Source organism: Microbacterium pratiae (assembly GCF_047302165.1).
In the GTDB taxonomy this organism is placed as follows: Bacteria; Actinomycetota; Actinomycetes; order Actinomycetales; family Microbacteriaceae; genus Microbacterium.
In genome coordinates, this window is record NZ_CP154843.1 from 181,095 (window position 1) to 201,917 (window position 20,823).

The window sequence follows — 20,823 nt, forward strand, 5'->3', positions numbered from 1 at the left end:
GAGCACGTACGCTCTCCGCGACCACGCACCTTCTATGGTGCACCCTCGCAGCAACGGTACGTTCTCGCGCGACACGTCCCCGCTCAGCTCATGAGGCCCTGGGCGCGGAGGAATGCAGCGAACGTGGGGCGCGAGGCGAGGCGCTCCCATCCCCAGCGGACGGGGGTCCAGCCGGTCGCGGCGACGATGCGGCCCTCGCGGTCGCGCTGGTCGCGCAGCACGTCCCGAGGCGACCGGCCCGCCGTGATCGCCGGGTCGAGGTACTTGCCGTCGCCGTCGAACTCGCCGAACCGCCGCAGCGCCGGCCAGGCGAAGTCGAGGAACGCCCACCGGCCGCCACCCATCGCGACGGGATGCTGGAGGACAGGCTGCGCGGCGCCGAGCTGCAGCATCCACAGCCTGCTGATGCTCTCCCCCGGCAGCTGCGCCCGGCCATCGGCGATGGCGGCGACGAAGCGCGCACGCCGGATGCCGCGGGCGCCGGGCGCGTGCTCGATGTGCGCTGCCACCGCCGCGGAGAGCGCCTCGGCTGCGTCGTCGTCGTACACACTCCGCCCGCGCCAGGCGACCGACCGCAACGCGGCGTCCATCGCGGACGTCGCGGTCTCCGGCGACTCTGCGCACAGCACGTCGAAGAGCGTCCGGGCGAGATCCGTCGCACGCAGCGAGCGGACCGCGGTGATGTCCGCCGCCGAGACATCATGCCGGTGTCGGAGAACGTCGCCCCGACTCGGGGCCGGCGCCGCGCCGACCTCGAGCGTATGCACGCGCGCGTCGTCGCCGCGATGGACCGGCAGACCGTGCAGCGCGGCGGCGGTCGCGTGTGAGAAGACCGGGTCGCGTGTCGCGACGGCGGCGAGGGCGTGCGCGCGCAGCCGCATCCGCTCCTCCGGCCGCGCGGCCGACCACCGGGATGCCGCGATGTACACGCCCCGGCGTACCCGCACCAGCTCGCCGGCGCCGACCGCACGATCGAGGCCCGCCGTCTCGCCCCCGCGACGCGCATCGCGGCGGAGGATCAGTTCGTCGCGCTCACTCACTCCCCCACCGTGCCGCGCCGCGCCCCGCAGTATCCCCCCATCGCAGGCGCCCCGGGATGCGCCACGTCCCCGCATCCCTGGGGAGGAATCCCCGCCGCACGCGAGAACGCACCGCCCCCGCGACCACGCACGTTCTACGGTGCGCTCTCGCGGCGGCGGTGCGTTCTCGGCGCGTGGGCTACTGGTTGCCGATGTTCTTGTCGACGTTCTCGCGAACCTCGTCGACCTTGCCGTGGTGCTGCTCGGGAACGACCTTCTTCACCGCGTCTGCCGCGCCCTGCAGGAACTTGTCGCTGACCTCTTCGGCCTTCTCGCTCTTGAGCGCCTCCTCGATCTTGTCGCGGTTCTGCTCGAACATCTGCTTGCCCTTGTTGATGATGTCGTCGACGCCCATGATGGTCCTTTCGCCGGGTCGATGTACCGCTATGACAGCGCGTCCGAGGCTATGGCGTCAACGGGTTGCGGAAACGACGGAACCCCCCGGGCCCGAAGGCCCGAGGGGTTCCGTGAAGGAAGTCGAGAGACTTACTTGATGATCTTGGTCACCGTGCCGGCGCCGACGGTGCGGCCACCCTCACGGATCGCGAAGCCGAGGCCCTCTTCCATGGCGATCGGCTGGATGAGCTCGACCGACATGTCGGTGGTGTCGCCGGGCATGACCATCTCGGTGCCCTCGGGCAGCGAGATGACGCCGGTGACGTCCGTGGTGCGGAAGTAGAACTGCGGGCGGTAGTTCGTGTAGAAGGGGTTGTGACGGCCACCCTCCTCCTTCGAGAGGATGTAGGCAGTGCCCTCGAAGTTGGTGTGCGGCGTAACCGAACCCGGCTTCACGACGACCTGGCCACGCTCGACGTCGTCACGCTTGGTGCCGCGGAGGAGCAGACCACAGTTCTCGCCGGCCCAGGCCTCGTCGAGCTGCTTGTGGAACATCTCGATACCCGTGACCGTGGTCTTCTGCGTCGGGCGGATGCCGACGATCTCGACCTCGGAGTTGATGGCGAGGGTGCCGCGCTCGGCGCGACCCGTGACGACGGTTCCACGACCGGTGATCGTGAAGACGTCCTCGACGGGCATGAGGAACGGCTTGTCCTTATCGCGCACCGGGTCGGGGATCGACTCGTCGACGGCGTCCATGAGCTCAACGATCGCGTTGACCCACTTCTCGTCGCCCTCGAGAGCCTTGAGGCCCGAGACGCGGACGACGGGAGCGTTGTCGCCGTCGAAGTCCTGCGACGACAGCAGCTCGCGAACCTCGAGCTCGACGAGCTCCAGGATCTCCTCGTCGTCGACCATGTCCGACTTGTTGAGCGCGACCAGCAGGTACGGAACGCCGACCTGCTTCGCGAGCAGGACGTGCTCGCGGGTCTGAGCCATCGGGCCGTCGGTGGCGGCGACCACGAGGATCGCGCCGTCCATCTGAGCGGCACCGGTGATCATGTTCTTGATGTAGTCAGCGTGACCCGGGGCGTCGACGTGAGCGTAGTGACGCTTGGGGGTCTCGTACTCGACGTGCGAGATGTTGATCGTGATACCACGCTGACGCTCTTCAGGCGCCGAGTCGATGGACGCGAAGTCACGCTGCACGTTGGTGGCCGACGGGTACTTGTCGGCGAGCACCTTCGAGATCGCCGCGGTGAGCGTCGTCTTGCCGTGGTCGACGTGACCGATGGTTCCGATGTTGACGTGCGGCTTGGTCCGCTCGAACTTGGCCTTAGCCACTGGGTCCTCCTCAGGACTGTCGTTGTAGATCTCCGGGCGCTGGATTGCGACCGGTTCTCTACGGGGATGTTTTCACTCTAGTAGAGAGGTCGATATTCAGTTTGAGTGGATGCCGGGAGCCTGGGCCCCCGGCATCCCGAGGGCTTACTCGCCCTTGTTCTTCTGGACGATCTCGTCGGCCACCGCGCGGGGGACCTCGGAGTAGCTGTCGAACTCCATCGAGTAGACCGCACGACCCGAGGTCTTCGAGCGCAGGTCGCCGATGTAGCCGAACATCTCCGACAGGGGGACGAGAGCGCGGACGATCTTGATGCCCGAGCCGTCCTCCATCGACTGGATCTGGCCACGACGCGAGTTCAGGTCGCCGATGACGTCGCCCATGTACTCCTCGGGCGTGCGCACCTCGACGGCCATCAGGGGCTCGAGGATCACCGGGTTGGCCTTGCGCAGCGCCTCCTTGAAGCCCATCGAGCCGGCGATCTTGAACGCCATCTCGGACGAGTCGACGTCGTGCGACGCCCCGTCGAGCAGGATCGCCTTGACACCCACGATGGGGTAGCCGGCGAGCACGCCGACGTTCATCGCGTCCTGGAAGCCCTGGTTGGTCGGCTCGATGTACTCGCGCGGGATGCGGCCACCGGTGACCTTGTTCTCGAACTCGTACGTCTTGTCGGCCGTGACCTCGAGCGGCTCGATCGCGAACTGGATCTTCGCGAACTGACCCGAACCACCGGTCTGCTTCTTGTGGGTGTAGTCGTGACGCTCGACGGCCTTCTTGATCGTCTCGCGGTACGCGACCTGCGGCTTGCCGACGTTCGCCTCGACGCGGAACTCGCGCTTCATGCGGTCGACGAGGATGTCGAGGTGCAGCTCGCCCATGCCCTTGATGACGGTCTGACCCGTCTCGGGGTTGAGCTCGGTGCGGAACGTCGGGTCCTCTTCGGCGAGCTTCTGGATGGCGACACCCAGCTTCTCCTGGTCGGCCTTGGTCTTCGGCTCGATCGCGACCTCGATGACGGGCTCGGGGAACGTCATCGACTCGAGGACGACGGGCTCCGCCGGGTCGGCCAGGGTGTCACCGGTGGTGGTGTCCTTCAGGCCGATGACGGCGTAGATGTTGCCCGCGGTGAGCGAGTCGACCGGGTTCTCCTTGTTGGCGTGCATCTGGAAGATCTTTCCGATGCGCTCCTTCTTGCCCTTGGTCGAGTTGATGACCTGCGCGCCCGAGTCGAGGTGACCCGAGTACACGCGGACGTAGGTCAGGCGACCGAAGAACGGGTGCACGGCGACCTTGAAGGCCAGTGCGGCGAACGGGTCGTTGGCGTCGGGGTGACGCTCGATGACCTTCTCCTCGTCCTTCGGGTCGTGCGCCTCGATGGCGGGCACGTCGAGGGGCGACGGGAGGAAATCGACGACGGCGTCGAGCATGGGCTGCACGCCGCGGTTCTTGAACGCGGAGCCGCAGAGCACCGGGTACAGCTCGCCGGCGACGGTGAGCTTGCGGATGGCGCCCTTGATCTCGGCGACGGTGAGCTCCTCGCCACCGAAGAACTTCTCGAGCAGAGCGTCGTCGGACTCGGCGACGGTCTCGAGGAGCCGCTGGCGGTACTCGGCTGCCTTGTCGGCGAGGTCGGCCGGGATCTCCTGGATCTCGTACTTGGCGCCCATGGTCACGTCACCCTTGGCGTCGCCGGGCCAGACCAGCGCGCGCATCTCGACGAGGTCGATGACGCCCACGAAGTCGTTCTCGGCGCCAATCGGGAGCTGCAGCACGAGCGGCTTGGCGCCCAGGCGGCTGACGATGGTGTCGACGGTGAAGTAGAAGTCGGCGCCCAGCTTGTCCATCTTGTTGACGAAGCAGATGCGGGGGACGTCGTACTTGTCGGCCTGACGCCAGACGGTCTCGGACTGGGGCTCGACACCCTCCTTGCCGTCGAAGACCGCAACGGCGCCGTCGAGGACGCGCAGCGAGCGCTCGACCTCGACCGTGAAGTCGACGTGGCCGGGCGTGTCGATGATGTTGATCTGGTTCTTGTTCCAGAAGCAGGTCACGGCGGCAGACGTGATCGTGATGCCGCGCTCCTTCTCCTGCTCCATCCAGTCGGTGGTCGAGGCGCCGTCGTGCGTCTCGCCGAGCTTGTGGTTGACGCCCGTGTAGAACAGGATGCGCTCGGTCGTCGTCGTCTTGCCGGCATCGATGTGCGCCATGATGCCGATATTGCGGACCTTGTTGAGGTCGGTGAGCACTTCTTGTGCCACGGGCTGTTCCTTACGTTTGGTCGGAAGCGCCGGCCGGGGAGGTTCCCCCGGCCGGCGCCGAGAAGCTGTTTACCAGCGGTAGTGCGCGAAGGCGCGGTTCGACTCGGCCATCTTGTGGGTGTCTTCGCGGCGCTTGACCGCGGCACCGAGGCCGTTCGAGGCGTCGAGGATCTCGTTCTGCAGGCGCTCGGTCATCGTCTTCTCACGACGGCCCTTCGCGTACGAGACGAGCCAGCGCAGCGCGAGCGTGTTCGCGCGGTGCGGCTTGACCTCGACGGGCACCTGGTAGGTCGAGCCACCGACGCGGCGGCTCTTGACCTCGAGGGTCGGACGGACGTTGTCGAGCGCCTTCTTCAGCGTCGCGACGGCGTCCTGGCCGTTCTTGGCCTCGACACCCTTGAGGGCGGTGTAGACGATCGACTCGGCGATCGACTTCTTGCCGTCGACGAGGATCTTGTTCACGAGCTGCGTGACGATCGGAGCACCGTAGACCGGGTCGTTGACGACGACGCGGCGGGGTGCGGGTCCCTTACGAGGCATCTAACTCAACCCTTCTTCGCGCCGTAGCGGCTGCGAGCCTGCTTACGGTTCTTGACGGCCTGGGTGTCGAGCGCACCGCGGACGATCTTGTAGCGGACACCGGGGAGGTCCTTCACACGACCACCGCGGACGAGCACGAGCGAGTGCTCCTGCAGGTTGTGGCCCTCGCCGGGGATGTAGGCGGTGACCTCGGTGCCGTTGCGGAGCTTGACGCGGGCGACCTTGCGCATGGCCGAGTTCGGCTTCTTGGGCGTGGTCGTGTACACGCGGGTGCAGACGCCCGCCTGCTGGGGGTTCGCCTTCAGAGCGGGCGCCTTGGTCTTGGTGACCTTCGGCGAGCGACCCTTGCGAACCAACTGCTGAATGGTTGGCACGTTCTCTCCTTGTAGTGCTGCACGGTGACAGCGTCGTGGTTTCACCACAGATCCACCGGCGCGTCACGAATGCTGCGTTTTCGAAGGGTGGATATGCCGTGGGGGCGTCCTGTTCGCAGAACGATCCCGGTTCGCGTGCTCCGCCTCGACCTGATCATCGGACCGAGGCACGACGCAGGGCGCGCACGAGCGCACACCCGACCAATGATACGCCTCTCCGGCGAGGCGGGCAAACGCCGATCGCTGCCGGTGGTATCGGCGTCAGGCTCCAGGCCGCTCGATGCGCAGTTCCGCGTCGCCGAGAAGGAAGCGCTCGCCCGCCGGAGCGTCCGATCCGGGCTCGAGCTCGATCTCGGTCCCGAGGAAGTTCGTGAGCACGACGCCGTTCGTCGAGTGGAGGTCGGTGATGTGCCACAGGCCCGACCGCAGCTCGAGCCGGGCGTGCGTCTTCGAGACAGTGCGCGTGCGATCCTCGATCGCCACGAGCTGGGCGCGAGGGTAAGCGGGGTCGGGCGCGGGCTGACGGCCGACGATCGCGACATCGCCCGTGAGCGGCGTGATCTCGCCGTCGGGCAGAACCAGCTGCCAGTAGACCCGCCGGCGCGCCACGACCACGGTGTGGTCGACATCGCCGTCATCGGGCCCCTCCGCACGGCGCAGCTGCGCCGGGACCGCAGCCTCGGCCGTCCGCGGCGCACCGGCGGCCGGAGCGCTCGCGACCGCGGAGACCTCGTCGGAGAGCTCGGGGAACTCGTCGGGCGTCCGGGCGAAGGCGCGACGGGCGATCGGTGTGGCGGGAACGGCCTCCCACGTCCGGCGACCCGATGCGGAGCCCGCAGCGGAGTCGGGGTCGGCGAACGACGGCACGACTCCGGGACGGTCGGATGCGGCCCGCGAGGGGAACGGCGACGGCGAGATCGCGGAGACATCGTCGATCTCGGACGGCCAGCGTGCGTCGTCGGATCCGTCGTCGTCCGCCGCCTCGCCCGCGGCGACGACCGGCGCGTCCGTACGCGCCTCGTCGGCGGCCGGTTCACGGAGGATCGGCTCCCGCGCCTCGCGCGGCGCGGGCTCGGAGAACGCGGGCCGGGCCTCGGGCTGCGCGGCGGCCGCGGGCGCCTCCGCGGGGGCGGGTCGCTGCGGGTCGTCGGCGGGGACGGATGCCGCGGCTCGCGGCTCGGCGGGCGGGGCGACGGGCTCGGCGGGAGCGGAGACTGAGGCGGGGTCGGCGGGGGCCGGAGGCTCGACCGCCTCGACGGCGGGCGCGACGCCCACAGGCGTCGGGGCCGGAGCCGGAGCCGGCGTCGGGGCGGGAGCGTCAGACGCGGGAGCCTCGGGGACGACGGGAGCCGGAGCCGCGGTCGCCGGCCCGGACGGAGCGAACGGCGACGGCGGGGCCCAGGGCGACGGCTGGAGGTCGGTCGGCGACTGCTCGCGCTCGGCCACCGCCTCGCCGCTCGCGGCGAGGGGCTCGGGGCTGAAGTGGCGGACGGAGAGCGTCGGCGAGGCCAGCGTCGGCGGTGCCGTCGGCTCCGATCCGCGCCGGGGCCCCACCTGCGCGTCGTCGCGCGGCTCGGAGTCGGACAGCGGCGGGGTGAACACCCAGGGCGGCGGGGCCACTTCGGCGGCGGGCTGGTCGCGCCAGCGGGCGGGGCCGAGGCCCAGGATGCTCGCCCACACGACGAAGAGCAGGGCGGCGAGCACCGTCATCCCCGGGCCGACGCCGAAGCCCCGACCGATGCGGTGCGCGGACACCACCAGCAGCACGTAGACGGCGATCGCACCGGCCCCGGGGACGAGGCCGAGGAACACGAGCCACGGACTGAAACCGGCGATGCGCAGCACCACCGCGATGTTCAGGACGGGGACCCACCCCTGCCACGGCTCCTCGTCGGTCTTGCGGAACAGTCCGGCCAGCGCCAGCGCCGTCCAGACGTACAGGACCGCACCCAGAACCGTCGTGAGCACGACGAGAAGGATGAGGAGCAATTCGTTGCCGGAGGTGGTCATCGCATCCCACGATAGAGCCAGAGCCGCCCGGCCGCCGTCGTCACGATTCGCCGCCGCGTTCGGCCCCGGGTTCGAAGGGCGCGTCGAGCGAGCGGGTGAGCTCGGCGAGCATCGCCTCGATCTGAGGTTCGACATGCTGCGCAACCGCGGCCTGCACACGCAGCCGGTGGTGCAGCAGCACGGCGCAGACCTCGCGGCCGATCATGTTGGCGTAGTCGTCGGCGAGGCCGACCTCCTGACGCAGTGCCGCCTTGGCCTCGCTGCTGAGGGGCGGGAGCTCGGGCACGGCGTCGTCGGACTCCTGCGCCAGGCCCGAGATGGTGAAGAGGAACGGCGCCCCGGCCACCGGCTCCGGATCGAGCGGCAGCCCCTCGAACTCTGGCTCGAGCCCCTCCGCGGGACGGTAGGCGCGCGCCCGGTTCCGCGCGGCCTGCTGGTCGAGCTCGGCTTGGAGCATCGGCAGGTTCCGCGACGTGTACTCGGCGACTGCGGCATCCACGATCGCCTTCATGCGGGTGGACAGACCGTGCTGCACTCCGTGCGGGACGTCCGAGCCCAGGCCCACCGCCGAGAGCACGGGCGAGCCGATGCATCGTCGGCAGGGAGCGACGCGACCCCGGTGCGTCGCCGGCTGCCAGCGCGGCAGCCAGCGCAGCCAGGCATCCACCGCCTGGCTGACCTGGGTCTCGAGCGACCGCTCCACGGGGCTATTGTCGCCGATCCGGGCCGGTGACGCGGGGATTTCGCGTCATTCGTCCTCGTCGCGTTCCCAGGTCCACCTCGGGGGCGTCGCCCGCGTGCGGACCAGGGCGACGGCGAACCAGCCCGCAATAGCCGCAGCCACGACCAGGAGCAGGCCGAACCACGACACCGCGAACCCGCCGGCCGCAGCGAGGGCTCGAGCCGCATCGACCCCCACGACCACCGCCGACACGATGAGGCCGGCGAGGTACGACAGCAGCGCGACGACCCCCGTCAGAGCCGCTGTCGCGTACGACGGACGCGGAGCCCGCAGCGAGATCGCCAGGGTGGTGGCCGTCGCGATGAGCGCCGCGCCGAAGCCGACGGCCCCGGGGATCGGCCCGAGACCGCGCACGGCGACGACATCCTCACCGGTCACCAGGCTCAGGACGCCGAGGCCGCAGATGGCGAGCGCCCCGAAGCCCACGACCGCGAACGCGGTGGCGAGCCCGGGGCGCATTCCGCCGGAGGGGGTGGACATCAGTAGCGGTGGAGCTGCGGTCCCGCCTCGAGGGTGCGCTCGTACTCGCGCTGCGCCTCGGCGTTGAGCTCGGTGACCCGGCGACCGCGGGCGGCGACCCAGGCACCGAACCAGATCGTCAGCTCGCGGCCCGCGACGAGCGCGACGAGCGCCAACGGCGCGAACGCCTGCTCGCCGACGATGGTGAGTGCCTGGCTCGGCGCGATCGTCCAGAACGGGGCCTGGAAGAGCTGCCCGGCGATGTGTCCGGCGTAGGAAGCGAGACCCACCAGCAGACCGAGGAGGACCCAGAGGCCCCAGCGACCGCGGTTGATGAAGGCGCCCAGGATCCAGAACGCGAGGAAGAACACCGCGACGGGCACCCAGAGCCACCACGAGGTGGCGGCGGCGAGAGCCTGCTCGCCGATGTTCGCGGTCGTGACCTCGCCGCGCACCGCGTCGATCCCGAGCGCTGCACCCAGGTAGATGAGCGCGAAGGCGATGGCAGCCAGGAGGCCGATGGCGCCGGCAGCACCGCGGTTGCCGCGGGGCGTGGGAGCCTCGGGCGCCTGCACGAAGATCGGCTGCGGGCTCGGAGCTGCCGCGGCGGGGGTCTCGGCGACGGGCTCGCTCGCGCTCACCGTGCTCGCACGCTCGGTGTCGTCGGCGCGGTAAGCACGCGTGGCGGTATCGCTGGCGGCCGCGCTCGCGGCGCCGCCCGCTGCCGTCGTGCCGGCGGCCGCCGCCGCCGCGTCGCGGTCCTCGGAGGGCGTGCGCTCGGCGTCGCGCGGGGTGTCCCACTCGCTCGGGGAGTTCCAGCTGTCAGAAGACGACGAACCGACGGTGTCGGTGCGCTCGTCGTGCGCCGCGGCATCGATCCGTGCGTCATCGGCCCGGGAGGCATCCGCCTCGGAAGTCGTCGTGTCGGCTGCGGGCCGGTCAGCGTCGCCGGCAGTCCGCTCGGGCATAGTCCCGGAGCCGGAGTAGGCGGCATCCCAGTCGTCGGCCGAGACCGCATCGCGCGACGCCTCGGCGTCGGCGAGCCCAGCCCGGGCGCTGCCCACGACATCGTCCACCGGCTTCGGCTCGTCGACCGGCTCGCCGTACTTGGGGTCGCTCATGCGATGTGCTCCTCACGCGGTGGCCGGTGCCGCCGCAGAGGCGAGGATATCCCGGCGGAGCGGGCCTGCCGCGCAGGCGTGCCGACGTGTCTGCGCACCCGCACGGATGGCCGGACGTATCGTCGTCCCATGACCTCGCGCGCCCTCCCCCGCCTCGCGCCCGCCGCGCTGCTCGTCGCGGTCGCGCTCCTCGCGGGGTGCGCCCCCGAGCCCGGCACCGACCCCGCCGCGACACCCGACACGACCGCGACGGCGGACGCCGCGACCCCCACTCCCGCGATGACGGTCTCGGCGGAGGCGGGCGGGCCGCCGCCGGCGGCATCCGGTTCGGTCGTCTCGACCACGGTCCTCCCCCGCGACTGCGCCGGCATCCTCGGGGCTCCCGCCCGAGCCGCCCTGGCATCCGTGCCGTTGAACGACCCGAGCTTCGGCGAGAGCGGAGCGCTCGCAGACGGATCGCTGCGCTGCGTCTGGGGCGACCCCGACGCCGACACCGCGAAGATCGAGACGACGATCGCATACGCGGAGCGCAATCCCGTGATCGACTTCTTCAACGAGCTCACCGGGATCGGGTTCACCTGCTACGAACCGGCCGGCGGCGTGCGGTGCGAGAAGACCTGGCAGAACGCCCGCTACCCCGTGACCGACGGACGAACCCTCTTCTTCCGCGACGGCGTCCTGATCGACACGCAGTTCTCGCACCTGGCACCCGAGGGCTACACAACCGGCATCATCACGTCGCTCTGGCCGGCCGGCGCGGCCACGCCCGCAGCCTGACGGCTCGCGGCGGCGCTAGCTCGCGCCGGATCAGTCGTCCGCGGCGAACACCGCGTTGCCGACCCGGCTCGCGTACTGCTCGGGGTGCCACGTCGACTGCGATGTCGAGACCCAGTGTCCGTCGCCCGCCTCGATCGTCTCGACGAGCTCGCCGTCGGTGCGGGAGCAGAGCGTGCGCACGCCGCGTTCGTCGCAGGAGAAGCCCTGTGCGGGCAGAGCGGATGCCGCGATCGAGCCGGCATCCGTGCCCACCGATGCGACCGTCGTCGAGATCGAACCGGCGTCCGACGTCCAGGTGCAGGTGAAACGCACCTCGGGCGCGAGGGCCTCGACGAGACCGGCGGCCGTCGAGACGGGCTCGTCCTGGGTCTGCTCGATCTGCGCGCCGGGCGAGTACTGCAGCGTCACCCACAGCGCCTCGGGATAGAGGTCTCGGCACTGCTGGGGCCCGTCCGCGGCCGCGGCGGACCCGCCGGTGTCGCCACCCGCGCCGAGGAGTCCCATTCCCGTCGTGACGAGCGGCGCGGTCAGGAAGGCCAGCGCCCCGATCACGACGGCGCAGATGACGCCGACGATCCAGGCGAAGACGACGTTCCGACCCCCGATGCGTGCCACCCCTCCACGCTAATCCGGCGACGTCGCCGCGCGCCGACCGACACGACGAAGGGCCCCGGGACATGCCCGGGGCCCTTCGCAGGATCAGCGATCGATCAGTTGTAGCTGGTGAAGTCGCCGTCGGTGGAGAAGCTGTCGAAGTCGACGTAGCTCAGGTCGGCGTCGCTGTACGCGCCGTCCGACGCGAAGATGCGGTTGGGGTACCGCTCGCTCTTCGCCTCCTCCGTCGCCTCGACGGCCACGTTGCGGTACTTCGCAAGGCCCGTTCCGGCGGGGATGAGCTTTCCGATGATGACGTTCTCCTTGAGGCCGACGAGCGGGTCGCTCTTGCCCTCCATGGCCGCCTGCGTGAGGACGCGGGTGGTCTCCTGGAACGACGCGGCCGACAGCCACGACTCCGTCGCGAGCGACGCCTTCGTGATACCCATCAGCTCGGGACGGCCCGACGCGGGACGCTTGCCCTCGGCCACGGCCTCGCGGTTGATCTGCTGGTACTTCTTGAAGTCCACCAGCTCACCCGGGAGCAGCGTCGTGTCGGCGTGGTCGACCACGGTGACCTTCCGCAGCATCTGACGGACGATGACCTCGATGTGCTTGTCGTGGATCGGCACACCCTGCGAGCGGTAGACACCCTGCACGCCGCCGACGAGATACTTCTGCACCTCGCGGGCACCCTGCACGCGCATGATGTCCTTCGGGTCGAGCGTGCCGACCTGCAGCGGGTCGCCGACCTCGACGTGCTGCCCGTCCTCGACGAGGAGGGTCGCACGCTTCAGCACCGGGTAGACGAAGGGCTCGTCGCCGTTGTCGGGCGTGATGATGACCTTCTTGGCCTTCTCGGTCTCGTCGATCGTGATGCGGCCGCTGGCCTCGGCGATCGGCGACGCACCCTTGGGGGTACGGGCCTCGAAGAGCTCCTGCACACGGGGCAGACCCTGCGTGATGTCGTCAGCCGAGGCCGAACCACCGGTGTGGAAGGTACGCATCGTCAGCTGGGTACCGGGCTCACCGATCGACTGGGCGGCGATGATGCCGACCGCCTCGCCGATGTCGACGATCTTGCCGGTGGCGAGCGAACGGCCGTAGCACTTCGCGCAGACACCGACGGCCGAGTCGCAGGTCAGGACCGAGCGGACCTTGATGGAGGTCACCCCGCCCTCGACGAGCTTGTTGATCAGCACGTCGCCCACGTCGTCGCCGGCCGAGGCCAGCACCTCGCCCGAGGGCGAGACCGCATCGGCGGCGAGGGTACGGGCGAACACCGAGTTCTCGACGTTGGCGTCCTTGATGAGGACGCCGTCGGCACCGGCTGCGGCGATCGGGAGCTCGAGGCCCTTCGACGTGCCGCAGTCGTCCTCGCGGATGATGACGTCCTGCGAGACGTCCACCAGACGACGGGTCAGGTAACCCGAGTCGGCGGTACGCAGAGCGGTGTCGGCCAGACCCTTACGGGCACCGTGCGTCGCGGTGAAGTACTCGGCCACCGACAGCCCCTCGCGGTACGAGGAGATGATCGGACGCGGCATGATCTCACCCTTGGTGTTGTTGACCAGGCCTCGGATACCGGCGATGTTACGGATCTGCAGCCAGTTACCACGGGCGCCCGACGAGACCATGCGGTTGATGGTGTTCTCGGCGGGGAAGTTCGCCTTCATGGCGGCCTGGACCTCGTCCGTGGCCTCGGTCCAGATCTTGATCTGCTCCTGGCGACGCTCGGCGTCGGTCACGAGACCCTTCTCGAACTGGCCCTGGACCTTCGACGCGAGCTTCTCGTACTTCGAGATGATCTCGGCCTTGTTCGGCGGCGTCAGGACGTCGCTCAGCGCCACGGTGACGCCCGAACGGGTCGCCCAGTGGAAGCCGGCGTCCTTGATCCGGTCGAGGGATGCCGCGACCTCGGTCTTCGGGTACTCCTCGGCCAGCTTGTTGACGATCTGCGACAGCTTGCCCTTGTCGGCCTGCTCGCGGACGAACGGGTACCCCTTGGGCAGGGTGTCGTTGAAGATCGCCTGTCCGAGCGAGGCGTCGACCAGGCCGTGGCGCTCGTAGCCCTCGGGGGCGTCGCCCTCGAGGAACGCGAGACCCGGGATGCGGATGCGGACCTTGGCCTGCAGGTCGAGGGTGCCCTCGTCCTTCGCCAGGATCGCCTCGCCAACCGAGCCGAACACGCGACCCTCGCCCGCGGCACCCTCGATGACCGTGGTCAGGTGGTGCAGACCGATGATCATGTCCTGCGAGGGCAGGGTGACCGGACGGCCGTCCGAGGGCTTGAGGATGTTGTTCGACGCGAGCATCAGGATGCGGGCCTCGGCCTGCGCCTCGACCGAGAGCGGCAGGTGGACGGCCATCTGGTCACCGTCGAAGTCCGCGTTGAACGCGGCGCAGACGAGCGGGTGCAGCTGGATCGCCTTGCCCTCGACGAGCTGGGGCTCGAAGGCCTGGATGCCCAGGCGGTGCAGGGTGGGTGCACGGTTGAGCAGCACGGGACGCTCGCGGATGATCTCCTCGAGCACGTCCCAGACCTCGGGACGCGTGCGCTCGACGGCACGCTTGGCCGCCTTGATGTTCTGCGAGTGACCGAGGTCGATCAGGCGCTTGATGACGAACGGCTTGAAGAGCTCGAGGGCCATCTGCTTGGGCAGACCGCACTGGTGCAGCTTCAGCTGGGGTCCGACGATGATGACCGAACGACCCGAGTAGTCGACGCGCTTTCCGAGCAGGTTCTGACGGAAACGTCCCTGCTTTCCCTTGAGCATGTCGGACAGCGACTTCAGCGCACGGTTGCCGGTTCCGGTGACGGGGCGACCACGGCGGCCGTTGTCGAACAGAGCGTCGACGGCCTCCTGCAGCATCCGCTTCTCGTTGTTGACGATGATCTCGGGAGCCCCGAGGTCGATCAGACGACGCAGACGGTTGTTGCGGTTGATCACGCGGCGGTACAGGTCGTTGAGGTCGGAGGTCGCGAAGCGGCCACCGTCAAGCTGGACCATCGGACGCAGCTCCGGCGGGATCACCGGGACGACGTCGAGCACCATCGAGGCGGGCGACATGCCGGTCTGCAGGAACGAGTTGACGACCTTCAGGCGCTTGATCGCACGGATCTTGCGCTGGCCCTTGCCCTCGGAGATCTGCAGGTGCAGCGAGTCGGCCTCGGCGGCCAGGTCGAACGCCGCGAGACGGCGCTGGATGCCCTCGGCGCCCATGTAGGCCTCGAAGTACTGACCGAAGCGGTCCTGCAGCTCGTGGAAGACGTCGTCCTCCTGCTTGAGCTGACCGACCTCGAGGGAGCGGAACTCCTCCCACACCCGCTCGAGGCGCGAGATCTGCTCGTCGAAGTTCTTGCGGACCGTCGCCATGTCCTTCTCGGCGGAGTCCTTGGCCTTCTTCTTCTGGTCGGCCTTGGCACCGTCGGCCTCGAGGGTCGCGAGCTCCTCCTCCAGCTTGGCCAGACGCGTCGCCACACGGGCGTCGCGGCGGTCGCCGAGGTTCTTGATCTCGAGGCGCAGGTTGTTCTCGTGCGTGGGGAGGTCGCGGTGACGCGCATCCTCATCGACCGAGATGACCATGTACGCGGCGAAGTAGATGACCTTCTCGAGGTCCTTCGGCGCCATGTCGAGCAGGTACCCGAGGCGCGAGGGGACGCCCTTGAAGTACCAGATGTGGGTCACGGGAGCGGCGAGCTCGATGTGGCCCATGCGCTCACGACGGACCGAGGACTTGGTGACCTCGACGCCGCAGCGCTCGCAGACGATGCCCTTGAAGCGGACGCGCTTGTACTTTCCGCAGGCGCACTCCCAGTCGCGGGAGGGCCCGAAGATCTGCTCGCCGAAGAGGCCGTCCTTCTCGGGCTTGAGCGTGCGGTAGTTGATGGTTTCGGGCTTCTTGACCTCGCCGAAGGACCAACGACGGATGTCGTCAGCAGTGGCCAGGCCGATGCGAAGCTGATCGAAGGTGTGTGACTCGAGCACTGATTCTCCTGTGTCGGAATTCTGTTCGTTGCCTGGCCGGATCAGATCTCGTCGATCGACGAGGACTCGAAGCGGCTGGAGATGTTGATGCCGAGCTCCTCCGCTGCGCGGAAGGCCTCGTCGTCGGTGTCGCGGAGGTTGACCTCGGTGCCGTCGGCCGAGAGGACCTCGACGTTCAGGCAGAGCGACTGCATCTCCTTCATGAGCACCTTGAACGACTCGGGGATGCCGGGCTCCTGGATGTTCTCGCCCTTGACGATGGCCTCGTAGACCTTCACGCGGCCGACGATGTCGTCGGACTTGATCGTCAGGAGCTCCTGGAGGGCGTACGCGGCGCCGTAGGCCTCGAGGGCCCACACCTCCATCTCACCGAAGCGCTGGCCACCGAACTGCGCCTTACCACCGAGCGGCTGCTGGGTGATCATCGAGTACGGGCCCGTCGAGCGCGCGTGGATCTTGTCGTCGACGAGGTGGTGGAGCTTCAGGATGTACATGTAGCCGACCGAGATCGGAGCCGGGAACGGCTCGCCGGAGCGACCGTCGAACAGCTTCGTCTTGCCCGACGAGTCGATGAGACGCTCGCCGTCGCGGGTGAGGTTCGTCGAGTCGAGCAGACCGGCGATCTCGGACTCGAACGCGCCGTCGAACACCGGGGTGGCGACCTTCGTGCCGGGAGCGGCCTCACGGGCGATCTCAGGCAGGCGCTCGGCCCACTCGGGAGTGCCTTCGACCTTCCAGCCCTGCGCGGCGATCCAGCCGAGGTGCAGCTCGAGGACCTGGCCGAAGTTCATTCGACCCGGGATGCCGAGCGGGTTGAGCACGACGTCGACCGGCGTGCCGTCGGCGAGGAAGGGCATGTCCTCGACGGGGAGGATCTTCGCGATGACACCCTTGTTGCCGTGGCGGCCGGCGAGCTTGTCGCCCTCGGTGATCTTGCGCTTCTGGGCGATGTAGACCACGACGCGGCGGTTGACGCCCGAGCCGAGCTCGTCGTCGCCGTCCTCGGCGTTGAACTCCTTGACGGCGATGATGGTGCCCTGCTCACCGTGGGGGACCTTCAGCGACGTGTCGCGGACCTCGCGGCTCTTCTCGTTGAAGATCGCGCGGAGCAGACGCTCCTCGGCCGACAGCTCGGTCTCACCCTTGGGCGTGACCTTGCCGACGAGGATGTCGCCGGGGCGCACCTCGGCGCCGATGCGGATGATGCCGCGCTCGTCGAGGTCCTTCAGCAGGTCGGGCGCGACGTTGGGGAGGTCACGGGTGATCTCCTCCTTGCCGAGCTTGGTGTCGCGAGCGTCGACCTCGTACTCCTCGATGTGGATCGAGGAGAGCGTGTCGTTCTTCACGAGCTCCTGGCTGAGGATGATCGCGTCCTCGAAGTTGTGACCCTCCCACGTCATGAAGGCGACGAGCAGGTTCTTGCCGAGCGCGAGCTCGCCGTTCTCGGTCGCGGGACCGTCGGCGATGACCTCGCCGACCTCGACGCGCTCACCGGCCGAGACCACGACGCGCTGGTTGTACGACGTGCCCTGGTTCGAACGGTCGAACTTGCGGAGGAAGTAGTCCTGCGTGCCGCCCTCGTCGAGCTGCACGGTGACGACGTCGGCCGAGACCTCGGAGACGACACCGGCCTTCTGCGCGGTGATGACGTCGCCGGCGTCGATCGCGGCGTAGCCCTCCATACCGGTTCCGACCAGCGGCGAGTCGCTGCGCAGCAGCGGCACGGCCTGACGCTGCATGTTCGCACCCATGAGGGCGCGGTTCGCGTCGTCGTGCTCGAGGAAGGGGATGAGCGAGGTCGCCACCGACACCATCTGGCGCGGCGAGACGTCCATGTAGCCGATCTCCTCGTTCGGGAAGAGGTCGACCTCGCCGCCCTTGCCGCGGCGGGCGAGGACGCGGTCGGCCACGAACGAGCCGTCCTTGTTCAGCTCGACACCGGCCTGCGCGACGACGTAGTCGTTCTCCTCGCTGGCGGTGAGGTAGTCGATCTCGTCGGTGACCTTGCCGTCGACGACGCGACGGTACGGGGTCTCGATGAAGCCGAACGCGTTGATGCGCGCGAACGAGGCGAGCGAGCCGATCAGACCGATGTTCGGGCCTTCCGGCGTCTCGATCGGGCACATGCGGCCGTAGTGCGACGGGTGGACGTCGCGGACCTCGACGCCGGCACGCTCACGCGACAGACCGCCGGGGCCCAGCGCCGAGAGACGACGCTTGTGGGTCAGACCCGCGAGCGGGTTGTTCTGGTCCATGAACTGCGACAGCTGCGAGGTTCCGAAGAACTCCTTGATCGCGGCGACGACGGGGCGCACGTTGATCAGGGTCTGCGGCGTGATCGCCTCGATGTCCTGCGTGGTCATGCGCTCGCGGACGACACGCTCCATGCGCGAGAGACCCGTGCGGACCTGGTTCTGGATGAGCTCGCCGACGGCGCGGATACGACGGTTGCCGAAGTTGTCGATGTCGTCGGTGTCGAGGCGGATCTCGGCGGGCTTGCCGTCGCGGACGCCGTCGAACGTGGCGTCGCCGCGGTGCAGGCGGACCAGGTACTTGATCGTCGCGACGATGTCGGCGACGGTGAGCACCGACTCCTCGATCGGGGTGTCGAGACCCAGCTTCTGGTTGATCTTGTACCGGCCGACCTTCGCGAGGTCGTAGCGCTTGGCGTTGAAGTAGAAGTTGTCGAGGAGCGCGCGCGCTGCCTCGGCGGCGACCTGCTCGCCCGGACGGAGCTTGCGGTAGATGTCGCGGAGCGCGTCCTCCTTGGTGAGGATCGTGTCCTTCGCGAGGGTCTCCTCGATCGAGTCGTACCCGGCGAACTCGGCCATGATGTCTTCGCTGGTCAGACCCAGGGCCTTGAGGAAGACGGTGACCGACTGCTTGCGCTTGCGGTCGATGCGGACGCCGACCTGGTCGCGCTTGTCGATCTCGAACTCGAGCCATGCGCCGCGCGAGGGGATGACGCGCGCCGAGACGATGTCCTTGTCGGAGGTCTTGTCGGGCGTCTTGTCGAAGTAGACACCGGGTGAACGGACGAGCTGCGACACGACGACGCGCTCGGTGCCGTTGATGATGAAGGTGCCCTTGCCGGTCTGGAGCGGGAAGTCGCCCATGAAGACCGTCTGGGTCTTGATCTCACCGGTGAGGTGGTTCATGAACTCGGCCTCGACGTAGAGCGGGGCCGCGTAGGTCTTGCCGCGCTCCTTGCACTCCTCGATGGAGTACTTCTCAGGCTCGAGGTAGGGGTTGGTGAACGACAGCTGCATCGTCTCGCCGAGATCCTCGATGGGCGAGATCTCCTCGAAGATCTCCTCGAGGCCGCTCTGGAGGGCGACGTCGGTGCGACCGGCGGCCTGCGCCTCGGCGAGGCGGGCCTTCCAGGCGTCGTTGCCGACGAGCCAGTCGAAAGACTCCGTCTGCAGCGCCAGCAGGTCGGGGACCGTGAGCTTGTCGGAGATCTTCGCGAACGAGAGGCGGGAAGCGCCGCGACCGTTCTTGGGGGTGGTGGTGGATGCGTTGCTCGCAGCAGCCAAGGGGATTACCTCCGTGGCCCGAATGGGGCCGGTTCCTTGTCGTCAGGTGGAGTGCTCCCGATCCGAGCTCGCGCGTCTCACGCCGTCGGACGGGGCGGAATCGCGCAGAGCACAAGCCGACCACCATATGAGGGCAAGGGGACGGGAGCGCAACTACCAACTATAGGCGGCGCGACGCGCCATGTCCAGCGCAATCCTTGACGACCTTCGGATGCTGCGGTATAGAAGCGCGCCACCCGTCCGCGATCACTCCCAGGCCCAGCTCGAGAGCACGATCTCCGCGAGACGCCCGCGGTCTTCGGCGGCCGTGTCGACGGGCGAGGCGACGGTGATGACGAAGGTCTGCTCGTCGCGTGTGGCGTAGTACTGGTCGATGACCGTCTCAGCGCCGTCCTGGACGAGCGTCGCCACCAGATGCGCCGACTCGCTGCCGGCGATGTCGACGCGATCCTCCAGCGACACGTCGGTGGCTCCGACCGCCTCGAGGCTCGCGACCCCGTCCGCCTCGACATCGCCCGGAGTGATGACGCCGGGCGACACGACCACGGTGATGTAGCGGCTGTCGGCGGCGGCCGACTCCGACACGAAGACGTCGACCTGGCCTCCCGTCGGGTCCTCTGCGGGCACCGCCCAGCCCGCCGGCACGGTGAAGCTGTATCCGGTCCCTCGCACGGTCTCGCCGGGATCGGCGTCGGCTTCGGCGTCGGTCGACGAGCTCGCGGGGGGCGTCGGGGCCGCGGATGCCGAGCCGGGGGCGGATGCTTCGGAGGGCCTGCCGGTCCCGCCCGGCCGCGCGTCGCACGCGGCGAGCAGCAGCGTCGCCGACACGAGTGCGGCGGCGATCGGGGCGATCCGGAAGCGGGCCATGCCTCACACGGTAGGCGAATCCGCGGGGCCGGCACTCCCCTTGACACGGCAACGCGCCGCCCGCTGCGGGAGCGGACGGCGCGTTGCGGGGGTGAGGATCAGGCCCACGCCCACGAGGCGAGGACGGCGTCGTAGACCGCCGCGCGATCGGCCTCCGAGACGTCGGGGCTGAACGAGAAGGTCACGACGTAGGTCTGGTCGTCGTTCGAGGGGTAGAACTGGTCGACGTTGTAGGTGACATCCTGCTGCGTGACCGACGCCGTGATGTGGGCCGACTCGCCGCCGGCGATCGAGGTGCGCTCCTGCACGGTGACGTCGGTGGCGCCCGCCTGTCCCTCGAGCTCCTCGACGCCGTACTTCTCGACGTCATCGGCGGAGATCGCCTGCGGCGCGGGCGAGAGCACGACGTTGACGTTGTCGGCGAAGGTCGCGGAAGGATCGGAGAGGTCGGCGACGAAGACGTCGACCTGCTCCATGCCGGGAAGCTCCTGCTCGGGGATCGCCCAGCCCTCGGGAACCGAGAAGCTGTAGCCCGTCCCGGTGATCATCTCGCCCGACGCGGGCGCGACATCGGGCGCGCTGGCAGCCGGAGCGGACGACGATGAGGACGAGGGGGCGGACGACGCGCCGGCGTCCCCCGACGCCGCGGTGTCGCCCGACTGCCCGCCGCAGCCGGCGAGGAGGAGAGCCGCGGAGACGAGCAACGCGGCGGACGTGGTGGTCTTGGTGCGAATCATGGCTCCGACGCTAGGGGACACGGCGCGCTCGCACCCGGTCTTGACAGGGGGAGTTCTCC

Annotated in this window: 16 protein-coding genes; 1 reads left to right on the forward strand and 15 read right to left on the reverse strand. The window is 69.0% G+C overall.

Annotation, left to right across the window (positions count from 1 at the left end):
* Positions 1 to 83: 83 nt before the first annotated feature.
* From AA0Y20_RS00850 to AA0Y20_RS00895, 10 genes are all read right to left on the reverse strand, one after another.
* Positions 84 to 1,040, reverse strand: a complete 957-nt coding sequence (locus tag AA0Y20_RS00850) for a type IV toxin-antitoxin system AbiEi family antitoxin domain-containing protein (protein WP_412936648.1) — start codon at positions 1,038 to 1,040, stop codon at positions 84 to 86.
* A 178-nt stretch (positions 1,041 to 1,218) separates the two neighbouring features.
* A complete protein-coding gene (locus AA0Y20_RS00855; protein WP_023954031.1) occupies positions 1,219 to 1,434 on the reverse strand; it encodes an Rv0909 family putative TA system antitoxin in 216 nt (71 codons plus the stop codon).
* A 131-nt stretch (positions 1,435 to 1,565) separates the two neighbouring features.
* Complete coding sequence (gene tuf, locus AA0Y20_RS00860) at positions 1,566 to 2,759, reverse strand: elongation factor Tu (protein ID WP_023954029.1); 1,194 nt, start codon at positions 2,757 to 2,759, stop codon at positions 1,566 to 1,568.
* A 144-nt stretch (positions 2,760 to 2,903) separates the two neighbouring features.
* The gene (fusA, locus tag AA0Y20_RS00865; RefSeq protein WP_412936650.1) at positions 2,904 to 5,018 is read right to left on the reverse strand and encodes an elongation factor G; all 2,115 of its coding nucleotides are present in this window, start codon (positions 5,016 to 5,018) and stop codon (positions 2,904 to 2,906) included.
* Positions 5,019 to 5,087: 69 nt separating this feature from the next.
* Positions 5,088 to 5,558 carry a 30S ribosomal protein S7 gene (gene rpsG, locus AA0Y20_RS00870; RefSeq protein WP_023954027.1) on the reverse strand — a complete coding sequence of 157 codons (471 nt, stop codon included), beginning with the start codon at positions 5,556 to 5,558 and terminating at the stop codon, positions 5,088 to 5,090.
* Between the two features lie 5 nt (positions 5,559 to 5,563).
* A complete protein-coding gene (gene rpsL, locus AA0Y20_RS00875) occupies positions 5,564 to 5,932 on the reverse strand; it encodes a 30S ribosomal protein S12 (RefSeq protein ID WP_018187369.1) in 369 nt (122 codons plus the stop codon).
* A gap of 261 nt (positions 5,933 to 6,193) precedes the next feature.
* The gene (locus AA0Y20_RS00880) at positions 6,194 to 7,942 is read right to left on the reverse strand and encodes a DUF5684 domain-containing protein (RefSeq protein WP_412936653.1); all 1,749 of its coding nucleotides are present in this window, start codon (positions 7,940 to 7,942) and stop codon (positions 6,194 to 6,196) included.
* 40 nt (positions 7,943 to 7,982) lie between these two features.
* Entirely contained in the window at positions 7,983 to 8,645 is a 663-nt protein-coding gene (locus AA0Y20_RS00885) for a spermidine/putrescine ABC transporter substrate-binding protein (protein ID WP_412936655.1), read from the reverse strand.
* A gap of 45 nt (positions 8,646 to 8,690) precedes the next feature.
* Positions 8,691 to 9,164 (reverse strand): hypothetical protein, encoded by a 474-nt coding sequence (locus tag AA0Y20_RS00890; protein WP_412936657.1) that lies wholly within the window; start codon positions 9,162 to 9,164, stop codon positions 8,691 to 8,693.
* The gene (locus AA0Y20_RS00895; RefSeq protein WP_412936658.1) at positions 9,164 to 10,264 is read right to left on the reverse strand and encodes an ABC transporter; all 1,101 of its coding nucleotides are present in this window, start codon (positions 10,262 to 10,264) and stop codon (positions 9,164 to 9,166) included. Before AA0Y20_RS00895 ends, AA0Y20_RS00890 begins: the two co-directional genes overlap by 1 nt.
* A gap of 129 nt (positions 10,265 to 10,393) precedes the next feature.
* Here AA0Y20_RS00895 and AA0Y20_RS00900 point away from each other — a divergent pair, with 129 nt between their 5' ends.
* Positions 10,394 to 11,041, forward strand: a complete 648-nt coding sequence (locus AA0Y20_RS00900) for a hypothetical protein (RefSeq protein ID WP_412936660.1) — start codon at positions 10,394 to 10,396, stop codon at positions 11,039 to 11,041.
* A 30-nt stretch (positions 11,042 to 11,071) separates the two neighbouring features.
* Here the strand turns inward: AA0Y20_RS00900 and AA0Y20_RS00905 are convergent, their stop codons facing one another.
* The 5 genes from AA0Y20_RS00905 to AA0Y20_RS00925 all read right to left on the reverse strand — a co-directional run bounded on the left by AA0Y20_RS00905 (position 11,072) and on the right by AA0Y20_RS00925 (position 20,764).
* Positions 11,072 to 11,656 carry a hypothetical protein gene (locus AA0Y20_RS00905; protein ID WP_412936662.1) on the reverse strand — a complete coding sequence of 195 codons (585 nt, stop codon included), beginning with the start codon at positions 11,654 to 11,656 and terminating at the stop codon, positions 11,072 to 11,074.
* A gap of 95 nt (positions 11,657 to 11,751) precedes the next feature.
* Positions 11,752 to 15,624, reverse strand: coding sequence for a DNA-directed RNA polymerase subunit beta' (locus AA0Y20_RS00910; protein WP_412936664.1), 3,873 nt, complete (start codon positions 15,622 to 15,624; stop codon positions 11,752 to 11,754).
* Between the two features lie 41 nt (positions 15,625 to 15,665).
* Positions 15,666 to 19,160, reverse strand: a complete 3,495-nt coding sequence (locus AA0Y20_RS00915; RefSeq protein WP_412936666.1) for a DNA-directed RNA polymerase subunit beta — start codon at positions 19,158 to 19,160, stop codon at positions 15,666 to 15,668.
* 246 nt (positions 19,161 to 19,406) lie between these two features.
* Complete coding sequence (locus tag AA0Y20_RS00920; RefSeq protein WP_412936667.1) at positions 19,407 to 20,027, reverse strand: hypothetical protein; 621 nt, start codon at positions 20,025 to 20,027, stop codon at positions 19,407 to 19,409.
* A gap of 98 nt (positions 20,028 to 20,125) precedes the next feature.
* Positions 20,126 to 20,764: a hypothetical protein gene (locus AA0Y20_RS00925; RefSeq protein WP_412936669.1), complete on the reverse strand. Its 639-nt coding sequence runs from the start codon at positions 20,762 to 20,764 to the stop codon at positions 20,126 to 20,128.
* Positions 20,765 to 20,823: the final 59 nt, after the last annotated feature.

Bases quoted from the DNA above. Each gene is read 5' to 3' on its own strand.
- AA0Y20_RS00880 (WP_412936653.1), bottom strand. From the start codon at position 7,942: ATGACCACCTCCGGCAACGAATTGCTCCTCATCCTTCTCGTCGTGCTC.
- AA0Y20_RS00895 (WP_412936658.1), bottom strand. From the start codon at position 10,264: ATGAGCGACCCCAAGTACGGCGAGCCGGTCGACGAGCCGAAGCCGGTG.
- rpsG (WP_023954027.1), bottom strand. From the start codon at position 5,558: ATGCCTCGTAAGGGACCCGCACCCCGCCGCGTCGTCGTCAACGACCCG.
- AA0Y20_RS00920 (WP_412936667.1), bottom strand. From the start codon at position 20,027: ATGGCCCGCTTCCGGATCGCCCCGATCGCCGCCGCACTCGTGTCGGCG.
- AA0Y20_RS00900 (WP_412936660.1), top strand. From the start codon at position 10,394: ATGACCTCGCGCGCCCTCCCCCGCCTCGCGCCCGCCGCGCTGCTCGTC.
- AA0Y20_RS00855 (WP_023954031.1), bottom strand. From the start codon at position 1,434: ATGGGCGTCGACGACATCATCAACAAGGGCAAGCAGATGTTCGAGCAG.
- AA0Y20_RS00890 (WP_412936657.1), bottom strand. From the start codon at position 9,164: ATGTCCACCCCCTCCGGCGGAATGCGCCCCGGGCTCGCCACCGCGTTC.
- AA0Y20_RS00925 (WP_412936669.1), bottom strand. From the start codon at position 20,764: ATGATTCGCACCAAGACCACCACGTCCGCCGCGTTGCTCGTCTCCGCG.